Origin of the sequence: Microaerobacter geothermalis, from assembly GCF_021608135.1 — a bacterium.
GTDB classification, from domain to species: Bacteria; Bacillota; Bacilli; order DSM-22679; family DSM-22679; genus Microaerobacter; species Microaerobacter geothermalis.
The window spans coordinates 12,693-29,261 of record NZ_JAKIHL010000005.1 but is presented as its reverse complement, the minus strand read 5'-3'; the positions used below and the strand labels follow the sequence as shown (position 1 = coordinate 29,261).

Annotated in this window: 15 protein-coding genes; all 15 read right to left on the bottom strand. The window is 45.7% G+C overall.

Translation table 11 applies throughout. The features are described from left to right. Positions 1-31: 31 nt before the first annotated feature. On the bottom strand, positions 32-1,540 hold the full coding sequence (atpA, locus tag L1765_RS04340) for a F0F1 ATP synthase subunit alpha (RefSeq protein ID WP_236405426.1): 1,509 nt from the start codon (positions 1,538-1,540) through the stop codon (positions 32-34). 25 nt (positions 1,541-1,565) lie between these two features. Continuing rightward, on the bottom strand, positions 1,566-2,105 hold the full coding sequence (locus L1765_RS04335) for a F0F1 ATP synthase subunit delta (protein WP_236405425.1): 540 nt from the start codon (positions 2,103-2,105) through the stop codon (positions 1,566-1,568). Beyond that, positions 2,102-2,605, bottom strand: coding sequence for a F0F1 ATP synthase subunit B (atpF, locus tag L1765_RS04330; RefSeq protein ID WP_236405493.1), 504 nt, complete (start codon positions 2,603-2,605; stop codon positions 2,102-2,104). Before atpF ends, L1765_RS04335 begins: the two co-directional genes overlap by 4 nt. A 176-nt stretch (positions 2,606-2,781) precedes the next feature. After that, the gene (gene atpE / locus L1765_RS04325) at positions 2,782-3,000 is read right to left on the bottom strand and encodes a F0F1 ATP synthase subunit C (protein WP_236405424.1); all 219 of its coding nucleotides are present in this window, start codon (positions 2,998-3,000) and stop codon (positions 2,782-2,784) included. Positions 3,001-3,062: 62 nt separating this feature from the next. Next, on the bottom strand, positions 3,063-3,851 hold the full coding sequence (atpB, locus tag L1765_RS04320) for a F0F1 ATP synthase subunit A (RefSeq protein WP_236405423.1): 789 nt from the start codon (positions 3,849-3,851) through the stop codon (positions 3,063-3,065). A gap of 59 nt (positions 3,852-3,910) precedes the next feature. Beyond that, complete coding sequence (locus L1765_RS04315; RefSeq protein ID WP_236405422.1) at positions 3,911-4,291, bottom strand: ATP synthase subunit I; 381 nt, start codon at positions 4,289-4,291, stop codon at positions 3,911-3,913. 2 nt (positions 4,292-4,293) lie between these two features. After that, a complete protein-coding gene (locus L1765_RS04310; RefSeq protein ID WP_236405421.1) occupies positions 4,294-4,509 on the bottom strand; it encodes an AtpZ/AtpI family protein in 216 nt (71 codons plus the stop codon). 129 nt (positions 4,510-4,638) lie between these two features. After that, entirely contained in the window at positions 4,639-5,829 is a 1,191-nt protein-coding gene (locus L1765_RS04305; protein ID WP_329609985.1) for an acetyl-CoA C-acetyltransferase, read from the bottom strand. Positions 5,830-6,183: 354 nt separating this feature from the next. Next, positions 6,184-8,124, bottom strand: a complete 1,941-nt coding sequence (locus tag L1765_RS04300) for a TRAP transporter permease (RefSeq protein ID WP_236405419.1) — start codon at positions 8,122-8,124, stop codon at positions 6,184-6,186. After that, positions 8,121-8,663: a DUF1850 domain-containing protein gene (locus L1765_RS04295; RefSeq protein WP_236405418.1), complete on the bottom strand. Its 543-nt coding sequence runs from the start codon at positions 8,661-8,663 to the stop codon at positions 8,121-8,123. Before L1765_RS04295 ends, L1765_RS04300 begins: the two co-directional genes overlap by 4 nt. 127 nt (positions 8,664-8,790) lie before the next feature. Beyond that, the gene (locus tag L1765_RS04290; RefSeq protein WP_268928713.1) at positions 8,791-9,807 is read right to left on the bottom strand and encodes a TAXI family TRAP transporter solute-binding subunit; all 1,017 of its coding nucleotides are present in this window, start codon (positions 9,805-9,807) and stop codon (positions 8,791-8,793) included. Positions 9,808-9,939: 132 nt separating this feature from the next. Then, the gene (locus L1765_RS04285; RefSeq protein WP_236405492.1) at positions 9,940-10,869 is read right to left on the bottom strand and encodes a response regulator; all 930 of its coding nucleotides are present in this window, start codon (positions 10,867-10,869) and stop codon (positions 9,940-9,942) included. Beyond that, entirely contained in the window at positions 10,869-12,128 is a 1,260-nt protein-coding gene (locus L1765_RS04280; RefSeq protein WP_236405416.1) for a sensor histidine kinase, read from the bottom strand. The genes L1765_RS04285 and L1765_RS04280 overlap by 1 nt, the downstream gene beginning before the upstream one ends. A 173-nt stretch (positions 12,129-12,301) precedes the next feature. Continuing rightward, positions 12,302-15,169: a phosphodiester glycosidase family protein gene (locus L1765_RS04275; protein WP_236405415.1), complete on the bottom strand. Its 2,868-nt coding sequence runs from the start codon at positions 15,167-15,169 to the stop codon at positions 12,302-12,304. A 228-nt stretch (positions 15,170-15,397) separates the two neighbouring features. After that, positions 15,398-16,561, bottom strand: a complete 1,164-nt coding sequence (gene wecB, locus L1765_RS04270; RefSeq protein ID WP_236405491.1) for a non-hydrolyzing UDP-N-acetylglucosamine 2-epimerase — start codon at positions 16,559-16,561, stop codon at positions 15,398-15,400. Between the last annotated feature and the right edge of the window lie 8 nt (positions 16,562-16,569).

Sequence of the window (16,569 nt, the reverse complement as noted above, 5' to 3'; positions counted from 1 at the left end):
AGGTTTTTCGCCTCTCATGTCTATGGAATTTTTACTGCGAGACGGCAAATCCCTTTTTAAATTCTTCGATGGCTGCATTTAGCTCTTTTTCGTCCGGCAGCTCTTTTGTGTTTTTAATATGGTCAAGGAGTTCTTTCCGGTTATGCTCAATATATGAAAGAAGCTCTTTTTCAAAGCGGCGAACGTCTGCTACAGGAATGTCGTCCACAAATCCCTTGGTAACGGCATAGAGACTGATTACCTGCTTTTCAACCGGCATTGGCTGGTATTGATCCTGCTTCAGGATTTCCACGGTACGTTCCCCACGGGCCAAGCGAGCTTGGGTCGCTTTATCCAGGTCAGAACCAAATTGGGCAAAGGCCTGAAGTTCACGGTACTGGGCCAGGTCTAGCCTCAAGGTTCCTGCAACCTTCTTCATGGCTTTGATCTGGGCTGACCCTCCTACACGGGATACGGAAATCCCTGCGTTCACGGCCGGGCGAATACCGGCATAGAATAGGTCAGATTCCAGGAAGATCTGTCCGTCGGTGATGGAAATCACGTTCGTTGGAATATAGGCGGATACGTCCCCTGCCTGGGTTTCGATAAATGGCAGTGCAGTTAAGGATCCGCCGCCGAGATCGTCATTCAGCTTGGCTGCACGCTCTAATAAGCGGGAGTGCAGATAGAAGACATCCCCTGGGTATGCCTCACGTCCTGGTGGACGGCGAAGGAGCAAGGAAAGCTCACGATAAGCAGCGGCTTGCTTAGATAAGTCATCGTAGATGCAAAGGACGTGCTTTCCTTTATACATGAAATATTCGCCCATCGCTACACCGGAGTAAGGTGCCAGATAGAGCAGCGGCGCAGGCTCAGAGGCACTGGCGGTAACGACGATGGTATATTCCATGGCTCCAAATTTTTTCAGGGTTTCTACTACCCCGGCCACGGTGGATTGCTTTTGTCCAATGGCCACATAGATACAAATCACATCTTGACCCTTTTGATTAATAATGGTATCTATGGCCACCGCAGTTTTACCGGTTTGGCGGTCCCCAATGATCAATTCCCGCTGGCCTCTACCAATGGGAATCATGGAGTCAATCGCTTTAATTCCGGTTTGCAGCGGCTCATGTACGGATTTCCGGTCAATAACCCCAGGTGCTCTGTTTTCAACAGGACGGAACTCGCTGGTTTCAATTGGGCCCAAGCCATCCACCGGTTGTCCCAATGGGTTTACAACGCGGCCAAGGAGAGCTTCTCCGACAGGAACTTCCATGATCCGTCCTGTACGTTTCACCTGATCCCCTTCTCGGATTTCTGTGTAGGGTCCCATGATGATAACCCCTACGTTATCCTCTTCAAGGTTCTGGGCCATCCCCATTACTCCATTAGAGAATTCGAGCAATTCCCCTGCCATTACATTTTCCAATCCATGGACACGGGCAATTCCGTCCCCAACCTGAATAACGGTCCCTACGTCAACAACTTCAACCACTGATTTATATTTTTCAATTTGTTGCTTAATAATCGAACTAATCTCATCAGGTTTGATGGTCATCCATTTTCACCCCTATCTGCCTTTATTAGGAGTTCTGCAGTTGTTGCTTGAATCGCTTCAGCTTCCCTGCAATGCTCCCGTCGTACACTCGATCCCCTATCCTTACAACGATGCCTCCTAGGATGTTTTTGTCCACCACATTGGTGATGCGCAACTGCTTGGATAGGACTTTCCCAAATCTTTGTGCGATTTCATTCTCATCTTCTTTGGATAATGGCTGTGCCGTTGTGACAATGGCATCAGCGATACCGCGCCCCTGGTTGGCCAGTTTAGTATATTCCTCCACCACCTGTTCCAACACTTGTTCACGGCGACGGTCAATGAGAAGGAATATAAAGTTCTCCGTTTCTTCTGTCCATTTTCCGGAGAATATTAGTTTCATCTGCTCTTTCTTTTCCTCGGCATGTAAGCCTGGGTGAGCCAATAATTTCCGGAGGTCGGGATGTTCATTTAAGACTCCCAACATGGCAGTCAGATCTTTCTCCACTTCTTCCAACTTGCCTTTTTGTTCCGCAACTTCAAACAAAGCACGGGCATAGCGCTTTGCGACTGCTCCACTGATCATAAGCGCTCCCCTACCTGTTCTAAGTAATCATCAATCAGCTTGGATTGTTGTTTTTGATCTAATTCTTTTTCAATGATTTTGGAAGCTAACTCCACAGAAAGGGAACCCACTTGGTTGCGAAGTTCAGCCACTGCTTTCTCCCTTTCTCTATTAATCTCGGCTTTGGCATCTTCCAAAATTCTGCCGGCTTGTGCCTTAGCATCCTCAAGGATTTCCCTGGCTTCCCGGTCGCTTTGTACCTTGGCCCTTTCCAGCATGTCATGGGCTTCCTTACGGGCCTGCTGAAGCAGATTCCGCTGCTCTTCAAGCAATCTTTCCGCCTCGGCGCGGCTTTTTTCTGCGGTGGCAATTTGATTTTCAATATGATCCTGCCGCTTTTGCAGCACGCTCATGGCCGGACCCATGGCATATTTGCGAACAAGCCATAACAAGATTAAAAATAATATGACCTGAAATATTAATGTCCCAAATTCAAGACGCACTTCGCCAAATTCTATCATCTTATCCTTATTCACTCCCTTCTCTTGGATCAGGGGAACACCACTTTACTTTCTTTCAATGAAACTGTTGGACTTACCACTTCAATTTGAAGGGTTGAGCTTACAAAAGGAAGGCGAAGGTTCCTTGCCCCCGCCCCATGCTCTTTCCTCTAAAACCACTCAGAGGACGCTGGCACTTACAGACGGCCAAAGAGAATAAATCCAATGGCAACGGCGATGATGGGCAGAGCTTCTACAAGACCTAATCCCAAGAACATAAGACCCATCAAGCTGCCGCGAGCTTCTGGTTGACGGGCAGTTCCCTCGATTGTACGGCTGATAACCAAACCGTTTCCAATCCCAGCTCCTACAGCGGCTAAACCAAAGATTAATCCTAATGCAATCGCAAAATCCATGTTTTTTCCCTCCCTGTATTAATATCCATGTTTTTGATGAAGATCATCACTCAAAAGATGAATTAGTGATGGTCACTAACCTTTTGAGAAATATAAACCAATGTCAAGGTGACAAAAATGTAGGCCTGGATGGCTCCGACGAATACGGAGTAACCTAACCAGATGATAAGGGGTACTGATGTTGCTGCCCAGAAACCTGCGGCAAGGAATAAGATGAGCACCTCACCGGCAAAAATGTTTCCGAATAGACGAAGGGGCAGTGTCAGCACCTTGATGACAAAATCCTCCAAAAAGTGAATGATAAAAAGTGCCGGGTATGGTTCAAAGTAGTGCTTTACATAGGCCCGTGGATTTTTCTTAATCCCTAAATAGTGAGAATAGATTAAAACCATCAGGGCTAATGCAAAGGTAACACTGGGATTGGCTGTCGGTGATTTCCACCAGGCTGTCAGGACGCCTTCTTCTCCATGTTCCTTTGCTTCTTCTATCAGCTCCTCAGTAATCCCTATGGATTCAACGGGCTTTTCGAATTCAATGTGGAATGTGGTAAAGAGCAATCCCACCTGATTCGCCAGAAAAATATAAAGGAACAGGGTGAGGGCCAGAGTGACAAATTTGGATGTGGTTTTCGCATCCATAAATTGTCCACCAATTCCCTTTACAAAATCAATGACCCATTCGAAAAAATTTTGCCAGCCCCTGGGCACTCCTGATGTCATATTTCTTGTTCCCAACCTTAATATGAGCAGCACCAGCAGGGCCACGATGACGGACATAATCATCGTAGGAATATCAAAGGCCAGCCTCAGACCACCTATTTCCCATTCAACATACGGCGAAAAAGCTTCCATTTTCTGTTTCTCACCCCTTTCTCCCATCACATAAGCATCTTGGTAAAACTAATTTTTATTTAATTTTTATGGGTAAACCTTGTAATACGAAATGAAAGCAGAAGGGTTAGGATTTGAATGAGGAATAATCCTATCAATACCCCTGCCAGGGAAAATAATTCAGGCCGTTTCACGGAAACATAGACGGCAAATCCGGCAAGGAGCATTCGCTGCATCATGCCCATACCCCCAATCCGCCTCTTTCCTTGATTCATATATTTCCCCAGTTGATATGTTTTCATAAAAAGAATGACCCCATTTATGAGACTCACTGCCATGCCAAGAAGCAATCCCTGGATGAAGGATCTGTTCGGCACAACCAGCCAGAGCAGGCCCGTGGCTAAAAAAAAGAATGATGCGATTTGAAACAATTTTTTCATCCAGAGGGTAAAATCCTCCATGGCTAGTCTCCTAAAAAGGGTTTTATTAATAAGGTAATGGTATATATCCCGGCAGCTATTCCTAACAACACACCGACAATCAGAAAAATGGGGCTTGTACCAAACAAGCCGTCCAAATACTTACCTCCGAAAAATCCCAGGAGGGTGGTGACGGTTAATTCCAATCCTATGGTTCCAAGAAAAATAATTGCCTGCCACGGATTGTCTAATTTGGACATCCTGCCGTTCCTCATTTCCTTTACAATCATCCTCATCAATATTATCTAAAGGCAAGAATATTTGTCAACTTTTTCACAAGGATAAACATGTCTAATTTTGCTGCAATTTTTGGCAATTACCAGGTTTGCTTATATTTTTTCTACTACAGTAGATACTCCTTGCCCTCCGCCGATACAGAGGGTAGCCAAACCATACTTGGCCTGCTCTCTTTTCTTTAATTCATGGAGCAGGGTAACCAAAATTCTGGCGCCGCTAGCTCCTATGGGATGTCCAAGGGAGATGGCACCGCCGTTTACATTTAATTTATCTCGAGGGATTTCCAAATCCTTTCCTACCGCCAGGGATTGGGCAGCAAAGGCTTCATTTGCTTCTATCAAATCAATATCCTTCAAGCGGATTCCTGCCTTTTTAAGCACTTTTTGGGTAGCAGGAACCGGACCCATTCCCATGATCTTCGGATCAACGCCGGCGCTGGCATTGCCGCGGATTACAGCCAATGGCTTGATTCCCATTCGGTCCGCCTTTTCCCTCGACATGATCACAAGGGCTGCAGCCCCGTCATTAATGCCCGAGGCATTCCCTGCAGTTACTCTTCCATCCTTCCGAAAGGCAGGTTTTAAATGGGCCAGTTTCTCTTTGGTTGTTCCGAATCTTGGAAATTCATCGACAGCGAAGGTGACGGGATCCCCTTTCTTCTGAGGTATGGTCACCGGAACAATTTCATCGGCAAATTTGCCGTCTTTAATGGCCTGTTCCGCCTTTTGCTGGCTCCAGGCCGCAAATTCATCCAACTCTTCTCTGGATAATCCATAGGTGTCACAGATATTTTCTGCCGTTATTCCCATGTGATAATCATTAAAGGCGCACCATAAGCCATCCCGAATCATACTGTCAACAATCTTCTGGTCTCCCATGCGGAAGCCTTCCCTTGCTCCTTCCAATATAAAAGGAGCTTGACTCATGTTCTCCATCCCTCCGGCTACGATTGTTTCTGCATCACCAGCCAATATCGCTTGTGTTGCTAAATGAACTGCCTTCAGTCCAGAGCCGCATACTTTGTTGATGGTCATTGCGGGAATTTCCTGGGGGATTCCCGCCTGAATAGCCGCTTGCCTTGCCGGATTTTGACCGAGCCCAGCCTGAAGTACATTTCCCATGATCACTTCATCCACTTGATCTTTGGATAATCCTGCCCGTTGGAGGGCCCCTTCGATGACGATAGCCCCAAGTTTTGTGGCCGGAACCTGACTCAAACTTCCGCCAAAGCTGCCAATGGCCGTACGAACTGCGCTTACAATCACCACTTCTCTATTGCTCACCATCTCCACTCCCTTCCTTTCTTAATCCATTCATCATCACAGAGGTAATCTAAATATTCTAACCATTATTTCTTCTATGACATTCTGATTTTTCCTTCTTCATTTCAACACATTTTATCAATATTTTTATAAAGGTGGAACTAGAGAATTTGCTAAGGACAGCCTTCGAGTTCGTGCTAAGCGGACTTTATTTACTTCTTGGTCCAACTCGACTTGTTGTACGTGTAAATCTCTAGTTCCGATTAGTTCCACTTCCAATAAAAAAGACCGCGGTTGAGTCGATTGCTCAAGTTGTTCACTTGAATTGATCACTCCGCGGTCGATGTAAAAGAAGTTCGATTTAATTGTTATTTTTTATCTTCCCTTTACTACTTGTTTTCTGGTTCCCAGCCATTGGGTAATCAGCATCAGGGCCATGACTCCCAATCCGAAGGTATCAGTGTAGAGTCCCGGGTAGATGAGAGACAATCCGGCGGCACCACTTAGTATACGCTCATACCAGGCCATGGGCCGGAACAGGTATCCCATCAGGGCTCCCCCCACTCCAATCATTCCTATGAGTGAAGTAAAGACAATCCACAGGGCTCCAAGAGCCGTGGTATCAATTAGCAACAACTCCGGCGACAGGACAAATATATACGGGATCAGAAAGGCGGCAATGGCTAATCGTGAAGCCTCTGCTCCTGTCCGTATCGGTTCGCTTCCGGCAATTCCTGAGGCGGCAAAGGCGGCCAAGGCTACGGGTGGCGTTACATCAGCAATAATGCCAAAGTAGAAGGTAAACATATGGGCTGCCAATGCCGGATATCCCAATTGGATAATTGCTGGTGCGGCAATGGTTGAGGTAATGATATAGTTGGCTGTCGTCGGTGATCCCATCCCCAAAATGATGGATGAAATCATTGTCAGGAAAAGGGTAAAGATAATAATTCCCCCGGACAAGTCGATTAACCCGTTTGCAAACTTTAGTCCTAATCCAGTTAAGGTGACGACACCCACAATAATTCCTGCTGCCGCAGTTGCTGCCACCACGCCAAGGGCAGAACGGGCACCATCCTCCAAGGCTTGAAGAATATCTTTCGCACCCATCCTAGTTTCCTTGCGAACAGCGCCAACCAAAATGACGCTAAGAATCCCGGCTAAAGCTGAGCGAATGGGTGAAAACCCAGCAATCAAAAATCCGACAATCACAAAGATGGGGAGCAACAGGTAGATTTTTTTCAATACTTCCTTTTTATCCGGCATTTCTTCATCTGTCAGTCCCCTTAAGCCAGATCGCTTTGCTTCAAGGTGAACGATGATCCAGATTCCGGTGAAATAAAGGAGGGCAGGAATGGCTGCCGCCTTGGCAATATCCCAATAAGGCATCCCGATAAACTCTGCCATCAGAAAGGCTGCCGCACCCATGATGGGGGGCATCAGCTGTCCTCCAGTGGAGGCGGCTGCTTCTACTGCCCCGGCAAAGGCAGGCCTGTAGCCCAGCTTTTTCATCATCGGAATGGTGAAGGAACCGGATGTTACCGTATTAGCCACTGAGCTTCCGCTAATCGTTCCCTGTAGAGCACTGGAGAAGACCGCTACCTTCGCTGGTCCTCCAATTTGTCTTCCGGCAATGACTAGGGCCAAATCATTAAAGTACTGGCCGACTCCTGTTTTTCCGAGGAAGGCACCAAAGAGGAGGAAGAGAAAAATAAATGTTGCGGAAACTCCTAATGGCACCCCAAGAATTCCCTCCAGCGTGTAATACATTTGGCCGATCAACCGCTCCAGGTTTACTCCTCGGTGCTGCAAAAATCCCGGCATATATTTGCCGTAGTACGCATAAAGAAGAAAAACTGCAGCGATAATCGTAATGGGTAGTCCGACCACCCTTCTGGATGCCTCCAATACCAATAGAATGGCAATCCCTCCTACTACCAAATCCAGGGTGGTTAAATTGCCTGCCCGGGTCACCAATCCATCATAGGCATATACCCAGTATAAGCCAACTCCTGCACCGGCAATGGCCAATAGGATGTCTATGGGGCCGATGGACTTCTTATCCCCTTTTAACGTGGCGGGAAATAGTAGATAAATCAGGGTTAAACCAAAGGCTAAATGGACCGAACGTTGAAGCTGTGAAGCAAGTGTTCCAAAAATGGCGGTATATAACTGAAATACGGAAAATGCGATAGCAAGCCACTTTACAATCTGCCCCATTACTCCCGTCAATTGGCGAAATGAAGATTCCCGATCATATTTGCTTAATAACTGGCTGACTTCCTCTTGTGTTAATTGCTTCTGTTCTTGACTCATTCAGGAAGACCCCTCTCTCTCCAGATTGAAAACAAACTAACCTTTTCTATTTGGAAGCGTACCCAGGAACCTGGTTTGCTAATGTTGGACAATGGAATTTTCTTGTCTTTCATGATTAACGTGTGATTGGCAATCACTTGCCCTACCCTTTGATCGAAATAAGGAACTACGCGGTTGATGTTGGAGATCACCATCCAATCCCCTTCAAAGGAGAAGGTTTGTCCCTCTTCAAGTTCATAAGGAATCCCCACACCATAGGACTGGAAACGGGTCTCGTCTAATATCATCTTTCCTTCCTCATCAATTCGATACATCTCTTCCACTGGAGTAAGATGGATGGAATGGATGTATCGAATGATGAAGGTGTCCCCGCTCTCAACGGGAGCCACGAATAATCTTTCTCCCGTTTCTCCTTGAGTAATGGTTACAGCCGAGAATACCGGAACAAACAGGATAGCCAACAGCAGAGCCATTCCAAGGGTAATTCCGAGGAACAACAGGTTTGTTTTTTTCATTTCTATCACATTCCATTTTTTCATATAATTGTATTCTGTCTGTATTCGTGAAAATAGGATACCGAGGAATCTCCTTCGGTATCCTATTTGGTTAAATTTCGCTTAACTCATTAATTCACATGCTCATTTTTGTTCTTAAGTACCCGCTTTATTACTTAACGCCCTTTTCTTCATAATACTTGGCGGCTCCTGGATGCACATCCAGGCTGACACCTTTTAATGCATCTTCAAGCTTGATCACCTTTGCCTTGGCATTCACGGTAGCCAATTGCTCCAGGTTCTCAAAAAGTGCTTTTGTCATGTTGTAAACCGCATCATCGGAAAGTGCGTCACGGGCAACAAGCATGGCTTTTACAGCGACCGTTTTTACATCCGCATCTTGTCCGCTGTATGTTCCGGCAGGAATAACTTGCTCAGCATAGTATGGATATTTTGCAATTAAATCAGCAATCTTGTCATCTTCTAACTGAATAATTTTTACTCCGGTTGTTGCAGATAATTCAGTGATGGCGGATGTTGGTGCTCCGGCAGTTACGAATGCGGCATCCAATACTCCATCCTGAATGTTGGAGGAAGATTCTTTAAAGGATAAGCGTTCTGCTTTGATATCTTCAAAGGTCATTCCGTAGATTTCAAGGATTTGTTGCGCGTTAGCTTCGGTTCCACTTCCAGGTGCTCCAACGGAAACGCGCTTTCCTTTCAAATCAGCAACGCTGTTAATATCGCTCTTTGCAGGAACCACGATTTGAATGGTTTCCGGATAGAGGGCCGCAATGGCTCTAATATTATTTATTTGGTCTCCCTCAAACATAACGGTTCCTTTAGTTGCGTAGTCGGCAATGTCGCTTTGGGTGAAAGCAAGGTCTACCTGCTCATCACGAATCAGACGCATATTTTCTACAGACGCACCGGTGCTTTGTGCAGTCGCATTGACACCCGCTTTGTCAGTAAAAATTTGGGCCATTCCACCGCCCAATGGATAATATGTTCCTGCTGTACCACCTGTGGCGATCACGATTTGACTTGGAGTTTCTTTTGCAGGTTCTTGCGCTTGTTCTTTTGGCTGCTCTCCTCCTTGCTGACTATCTTGCTTGCTAGCTCCGCAACCGGCAAGAACAAGGATAAAGGCTAGGCTAAGTATGAAGAACAATAAGCCTTTTCTTTTCATGAAAATTTCCCCCTTTTTCATTGATTATGGACATTTGTTAATCCACCTATTTTATTGTCCACACAAACTATATCATCCTACAAAATCCTAAAGGTTAATTTTCTGAATTAAGGATTTTTTCGTTCATTCAATTTATTTTTGAAGTTCTTCTTTCGCTTCAAGATATAGGACTTGAATAAATTTTTTGATATTAATGCTAATCCGGGATTTGCCGGGGTCGACGTCATCATCTAGATCCTTCATTTTTCGTCGGACATCGGCAAAATCAAAAAATTTCGGAGCGTAATATTCAAACTTGGGATTGGCATAGTCGGTCAGTCCAAGGGAAGCCAGATGGGTTAATGCCTGGGAGATAGCCCGTCTGATCCTCTGCTCTGAAGCCTTCATCTCTTTGTTTAAAGAGGATTTAGAGGACTTCGGTCCCAACCTTTTTTCGGCAATCCTCATATAGACGTCCTGTAGTCTGGGAAATTCTCGGCGAAGGCGGCCTTCCTCTTCCAATTGATGAAGAATTTCCACCATTTCCAACAGATCAGCACTCCCTGTCTCGCTAAGTATTCCCAATTCGCTCAATATATATTTGGCGGAATCCATGATTTGTTTCTCCCTGGCTGGCTGTGACTTTTTTCCCTTATAGTCCCCTACATCCAGCACACGCAGGGATTTACGGATATCATCAAGGGATTTCTCCAGCAACACTTTCTCGTTTACTTTCTGCAGAACTGCGACCACTTCCAAACGGTTGATCGGCTTTGTAATATAATACTCAATTCCAAGAGAATAGGCCTGTCCAATCAATTCTTTATTCTCCACTTGGGAGATCATGACGATTTTCCCAGAGTAATTTGATTGAAAAAGCTTCTTTACCGTTTCAATCCCGTCTTGAATCGGCATCAGCATATCAATAAGCAACACGTCCACCCGCTTCTCCCTTAGCATGGGTGTGCTGACGAATGAACCGTTTTCCGCCTCTCCTGCCACTTCTCCCAAATCTTCCTTTTCAATGATATGGGTCAGCATCGAACGAATGGCTGGATCATCATCCGTAATAAAATAGCGAATCATACCTGGCTCCCTCCTACAACGGCATGATATGGCAAACGAATCAGAAAAAGAGTCCCTCGGCTATCTGGTGGCTCTTCAATGGTGACAGTTCCCTTTAGATGCTCCACTACTTCCTTCACATAGGATAGGCCAATTCCTGTGGATGGTTTCCCTGTGCTGTCATACTTGGAGGTAAACCCGGGTTGAAACACCAGATCTCTGTCCTTCGGTGGGATTCCCGGACCGTCATCCCATACTCTCCATTCCACCCACTCTCCTACTTTTATTATAGATAATTTTACGGTCCCTGCCCCATCGATGGATTCAACGGCATTCACCACTAAATTGTTCACAATAGACAGGGTGGTAAATATGTTGCAGTGATAATCATCGGGATATACTTCAAGAATAAAGCGAATCTTTTTTCCCAGCATTTCGGAAACCTTCTGATTCATTCGAATGATAATCTTCCCCAGATCTTTCACATTCATATGTTCAATGGAGGTCTCTTTGGCGATCATTTCCTGAAGGCCGGCATAGATTCTTTGGTTATCCTTCTTTAATTCATGGACCTGACCGGCAATCCAAAGGGCCTTCTGGGCCAAAGACTGATCTTCATTCCACTGGGCCGCCTTCTCCTTTAATATCCGATACAATTCATAGCTTTCACGGGTTACACTTTCCACATGCTTTAGGGTTTTTTTCAAATGGACCGTTTCTTCGTACAAATTGGAAATGAACAAAAGCATCTGTTCGTTTCTTTGGCGCTGTTTTTCTTCAGCCAACTTGGCCTGCCGCCAATTAATCAGATTAAAAAAGCCCACGACAAAGAAACTGCGGAAAATGGCAATAAATATAATCGCATTGATCAATGACAAACTGGGGATTTCTCCGGTTACAAGAAATCGGGCATACAATTCCACCAGGTTGGAAAAAATCTCTGCGCCCCCTCCAAGAATTCCTAGCCATAAGGGTTGAGGTAGAAGCCGATTCAACCGGAAGATATAAAAGAGCAGGGAAAAGGTGAGATAGTAAAAAAATGAGGGAAAATGGATCCAAAAGGATGATTCGGCAATAAACCCCGCCCCTTGGATTACCCAATCCAGGGCAATGCGAAAGCTGACAACGAACCCGCCAACCAAAATGCCGGCAAGGACCGGAAAGATTTCCCGATTCCACAGCAAAAAGAAAAAAAACGCCGCTGAGCCAAAGCTGAAGCGGAAATTCTCTCCAAATGGGGATAATTTCCACTCTCCCAGCAGCGCCGTTGTAATCATCATTAATGCAAGAAGAAATCCTTTACTGGGCCATGAAGATCTGTCCCGCAATTCGCAAACACATCCTTAGATTATATACTCTATTTCTATATAGTCCTTAGTAAATTCTTTAGTTCCTTCCCTATAGTAAATTCTAGATTCCTTCTTAATTGTACCTGATTGGGCTTGAAATGTTAAGAAGTAAGCACCCGGTATATGACCACGGCTGCTTCTCCGCGGGTCGCTCCCCTTTTGGGATAAAAGTAACCGTTGGCGCCCTTCAGTAGCCCTGCTTGGCTCATCTTGGCCACCGGTTCTTTAGCAAATGAAGGGATATCCCCGTTGTCTTTATATGAAAGCTGTCCTTCTCCCCGAACATTTAAGGTTCTTGCCAAAATGGCGGCCATTTCTGCCCGGGTTACCAACTGATTCGGCCGGAATGTCTGATCCTGATATCCAGTGATGATCCCTTTGGCAGTAGCGATCTGAACGGATTCCATAGCCCAAACGGGAATGGGATCAGTAAACTTCAGATTTTGACTATTTTTATCGTTGGTATCCTCTTTCTTCCATTGAAGGGCCCTGGAAAGTAGAACAACGAATTGAGCCCTTGTTAAGGGTTGATCGGGTTCAAAACGAAACTCGTCCATCCCCTTGACAATCCCTCGGGAAGCTAAGGAAAGAATCTCCTTCTTTGCCCAATGATTTATGACATCTTGGAAGGTGACATCCCCTTCTGCAGAATTAGACTCTTTTATTTCCTTCTTTAATTCAAAGGGCTGATACAGAGATATCTCATCAAAGTAGACGGTCCCTTTAAGGGGTCTTTGTTCTGTCCCTTCGGGCAAGTTGACTAAATAAAGGCTGCGAAGCTTCAATGGATAAATCAGCCCCCTCGGGAACGAGCCTGATACATATTTCCAGCCATTCCAATTTACTTCTTTGGCCAGATCAATGTAGCGGAGTTTCCCTTCGGCATCGATGATCTCAGCCCTTAGCCAATGTTTGCTGTTATCTCCATAAACCCATAAACCAAGCCCTAAAGGTCTTCCCGGCATTAGGATCGGCTCTTTACCCAAACGGCCATAGGCAATGCGAACTTCGCTGGATGGAGCATTGGAGAAGTTATAGGTAAGCCGGGTTGATTTTTTACTACTATAGATGAACGGAGGCTCTTCCACCTGTTGGAATATTCCGTTGGTGGCGATGGTTGCCGGATAAGCCGTATGATAGATACCACTCAGATCATCCATGGAAAGCCATGGCTCCTCTTGGACGCCAACATGGACGGGCACCTGTGCTGTTTTTCCATCCAGACTGACTTGAATGATTCCCTCTGCTTTCTCGGGTCCGGCGGTGAATGTCATCCCTTCAATGGTTCCCAATTCTTCAGGGAGAGTCCAACTTACATTCTCCTCACTGGCCGAGATGGTGATTCCCTCCTTTGTGGTTACCTTTACGCTAAGGTCCATAGATTCACCAGGGAGAAGATCAATTCTTTCCGGTTCAATGTTGATTTTTTCAATTTCTTCTGCCCCGATGATATGGACTGGATATTCCGCCTCAATCCCGTCAATCTGGGCGTTGATGATCACGTCACCGCTGGTCAAGGAGATGAATTGATCCTCAGCAAAACGTCCGATTTCTTCATGATCTACCGTCCATCTTACATCCCGGCTGTCTACTGGGTAGGGCTTATAATTCGTGTCGTATCCCTTTATTCCGTAGGAAACAGAGCTGCCCACCAGAAGATTGGACGGACCCTTAATCATAATTCCCTGCATTTCTCCCTTGGGAGCAATGTTAAAGATTCCTATGGCATCGGGAACTGCTCGCTGAATGCCGTTTTTGGGGCGGTTGATGACGGTGACATCCTCATCTCCCAGGAGTTGGACAGCCATGGTAGTGGACCCTCCGCCGTCAAAATTGACGGCCTTCCATGCGCCGATTTCTACCATTAAACGGGCCAATTCCTCCAGGGTCATTCCTCTGCTGTATTTCACTCCTTCTACAGCAACGAGGTATAAGGTAGAACCATCCTTGGAAACACCTACCGCAGAACGGGGATGCAGACCGGTCAAATTAGGATAGATGGGTTCAACTGGTTTCCCCTCATTCACTAAAAGGGTATGGCCGCCCACCGCCGATTGGATCTTTAATTCTTCAGGCAGTGTTCTTCCGTTGACGATGAGGGAATCCCCGATTCGAATATGCTCCTTTATGAACTTCGCCCCTGCCCCATGTCCCCACAATACATATCCATCTGCAGGAATGGCGGCGGCAGGTTGATTTTCCCTGATTTCCCAAACGGTATCTTCGCGAACGACCACTTCCACTACTCCGTCATACCCTTCGATAGGTCCCAAACTTTTTTCCCCCCAATCTGGGGTATAAAGATTGATCTGATCACGGAGGCTTGTTCCCTGGGTAGGATTATACTCTTCCTTATTGATGTTCCTTAGAGGGTATACGGCTCCGTCAGCAGCGACCACTTCTCCGGAAAAAGCAAGCTGTTCAATGAATGCTTTTTGTTCTTTGGTTACCACCAGACTGTACCATTTATTTAAATAGCCCATGGAAGAGATGGTTTTTCCCTCATCAATGACAACACCAAAGGGCGCCCCTAACCGGTCCATCCGGAAAAAATTTGCATTAAGTGCGGCAATGGCTTCCTTTTCATTGGCCATTCCCTCCACGGTCTGCTTATTGATTAATCTACCATTTTTTCCATAGAGTGGGGCTACTTTTACATAAGGGTTGGCAACGTCCACTGTGGTGATGAAAATTTTTACTAGTTTATTCTCTATGAATTTCTTGTATTCCCCTGTTTTAACGCCAACTCCAATGGGCATGGACCAAACTTCTTCCAAGGGGGTTCCTACGATTTCTACTTTTACTGCAGGAGAAATTAGATCCCCTCCCCCATGGGTTTCACTTTCATCTGACTGGTCTATTTCGCCCGTCACGTGATCTTCTTCGGCAAACACAGGCTGGATTAGGCTAAATATCATAAAAAATACGAGAACCCATTTTAACCATAGGCCCCTTTTCAGGCTATTCATTGATGAATCTCCTCTCCCAATCAGCGATTTTTCTTTTACTCTTTCTCTATGACTCTCTCAAAATTCCATTTTCCCCTATGATTTCTCGGGTCTATTTTTTACTTGCCCATATATTAGACGTCACGTGAGGTGTGAAAATGGAACAAAGGATTGGCATAGGAAATCCTTTGTTCCATCAAATTCTAGTTCCAATAAACAGTGGGTGAAACTTGAAAAAAATACCCAGATTTATTCATGTTTGGTTTTGTTAGGATTAAAGAGATCGGGTTTATCGGTTCTCAGTCCAAAATGGTGCTGGATGGCATGGACGATCCTTCTGGAGGCTTCGCCGTCTCCATAGGGGTTGGCCGCCTTGGCCATTTTTTCATATTCTTCCGGCTTGGTCAAAAGAGTATGGGCCATCTGATAGACATCTTCTTCATTCGTTCCCACCAACTTCAGGGTTCCTGCTTCTACGCCTTCCGGCCTTTCTGTGGTGTCTCTTAAAACCAATACAGGAATTCCAAAGGCGGGTGCCTCTTCCTGAATCCCCCCTGAATCGGTCAAGATCAAATGGGCGCGAAACATAAAGTTATGAAAATCTATGGCATCCAAGGGGGATATGAGATGGATCCGCGGATGACTCCCCAACACTTTCTCGGCCGCTTCTTGAACGACCGGATTTAGATGGACAGGATACACAAGGGATACATCGGAATGCTCTTCAATTAATCTGCGAATTCCCCGGAACATTCCCATCATTTTTTCTCCTAAATTCTCACGGCGATGGGCAGTCATCAGAATCAGCTTATGATCCCCTATTCTCTCCAAGACCGGATGATAATAGTCCATTTTTACTGTGGTCTTTAAGGCGTCGATCACGGTATTTCCCGTCACGTAAATGTTTTCCTCCGGCTTTCCCTCCTGGCGCAAATGGGCGGCAGCCAGGGAAGTAGGAGCGAAATGTAGGTCAGCTAATACACCGGTTAGCTGCCGGTTCATCTCTTCCGGATAGGGGGAGTATTTATTGTAGGTGCGAAGCCCTGCCTCCACATGACCGATGGCAATTTGGTTGTAAAAAGCAGCCAGGCTGGCCACAAAGGTGGTGGAGGTATCTCCGTGTACCAGTACGATATCCGGTCTCTCTTTTTTTAATACGTGGTCAAGCCCTTCCAGAACTTTGGCTGTCACCTGAATCAAGGTTTGTCTTTCCTGCATGACATTCAAATCATATTCCGGCTTAATTTGAAAAATATCCAACACTTGATCCAGCATTTGACGATGTTGGGCCGTAACACAAACGAACGATTCAATCCCCTCCCCCTTTTCCAATTCTTTCACCAGGGGGGCCATTTTAATGGCTTCAGGTCTGGTTCCAAATATTGTTAATACCTTGATTTCCTTTGTCCCCATATCCATAC

Excerpts from the sequence above, each read along its gene's own strand:
- atpB (WP_236405423.1), bottom strand. The coding sequence starts at position 3,851 with ATGGAAGCTTTTTCGCCGTATGTTGAATGGGAAATAGGTGGTCTGAGG.
- L1765_RS04310 (WP_236405421.1), bottom strand. The coding sequence starts at position 4,509 with ATGTCCAAATTAGACAATCCGTGGCAGGCAATTATTTTTCTTGGAACC.
- L1765_RS04335 (WP_236405425.1), bottom strand. The coding sequence starts at position 2,105 with ATGATCAGTGGAGCAGTCGCAAAGCGCTATGCCCGTGCTTTGTTTGAA.
- atpF (WP_236405493.1), bottom strand. The coding sequence starts at position 2,605 with ATGATAGAATTTGGCGAAGTGCGTCTTGAATTTGGGACATTAATATTT.
- L1765_RS04275 (WP_236405415.1), bottom strand. The coding sequence starts at position 15,169 with ATGAATAGCCTGAAAAGGGGCCTATGGTTAAAATGGGTTCTCGTATTT.
- L1765_RS04295 (WP_236405418.1), bottom strand. The coding sequence starts at position 8,663 with ATGAAAAAATGGAATGTGATAGAAATGAAAAAAACAAACCTGTTGTTC.
- atpA (WP_236405426.1), bottom strand. The coding sequence starts at position 1,540 with ATGACCATCAAACCTGATGAGATTAGTTCGATTATTAAGCAACAAATT.
- L1765_RS04300 (WP_236405419.1), bottom strand. The coding sequence starts at position 8,124 with ATGAGTCAAGAACAGAAGCAATTAACACAAGAGGAAGTCAGCCAGTTA.
- wecB (WP_236405491.1), bottom strand. The coding sequence starts at position 16,561 with ATGGGGACAAAGGAAATCAAGGTATTAACAATATTTGGAACCAGACCT.
- atpE (WP_236405424.1), bottom strand. The coding sequence starts at position 3,000 with ATGGATTTTGCGATTGCATTAGGATTAATCTTTGGTTTAGCCGCTGTA.
- L1765_RS04315 (WP_236405422.1), bottom strand. The coding sequence starts at position 4,291 with ATGGAGGATTTTACCCTCTGGATGAAAAAATTGTTTCAAATCGCATCA.
- L1765_RS04280 (WP_236405416.1), bottom strand. The coding sequence starts at position 12,128 with ATGATTACAACGGCGCTGCTGGGAGAGTGGAAATTATCCCCATTTGGA.
- L1765_RS04290 (WP_268928713.1), bottom strand. The coding sequence starts at position 9,807 with ATGAAAAGAAAAGGCTTATTGTTCTTCATACTTAGCCTAGCCTTTATC.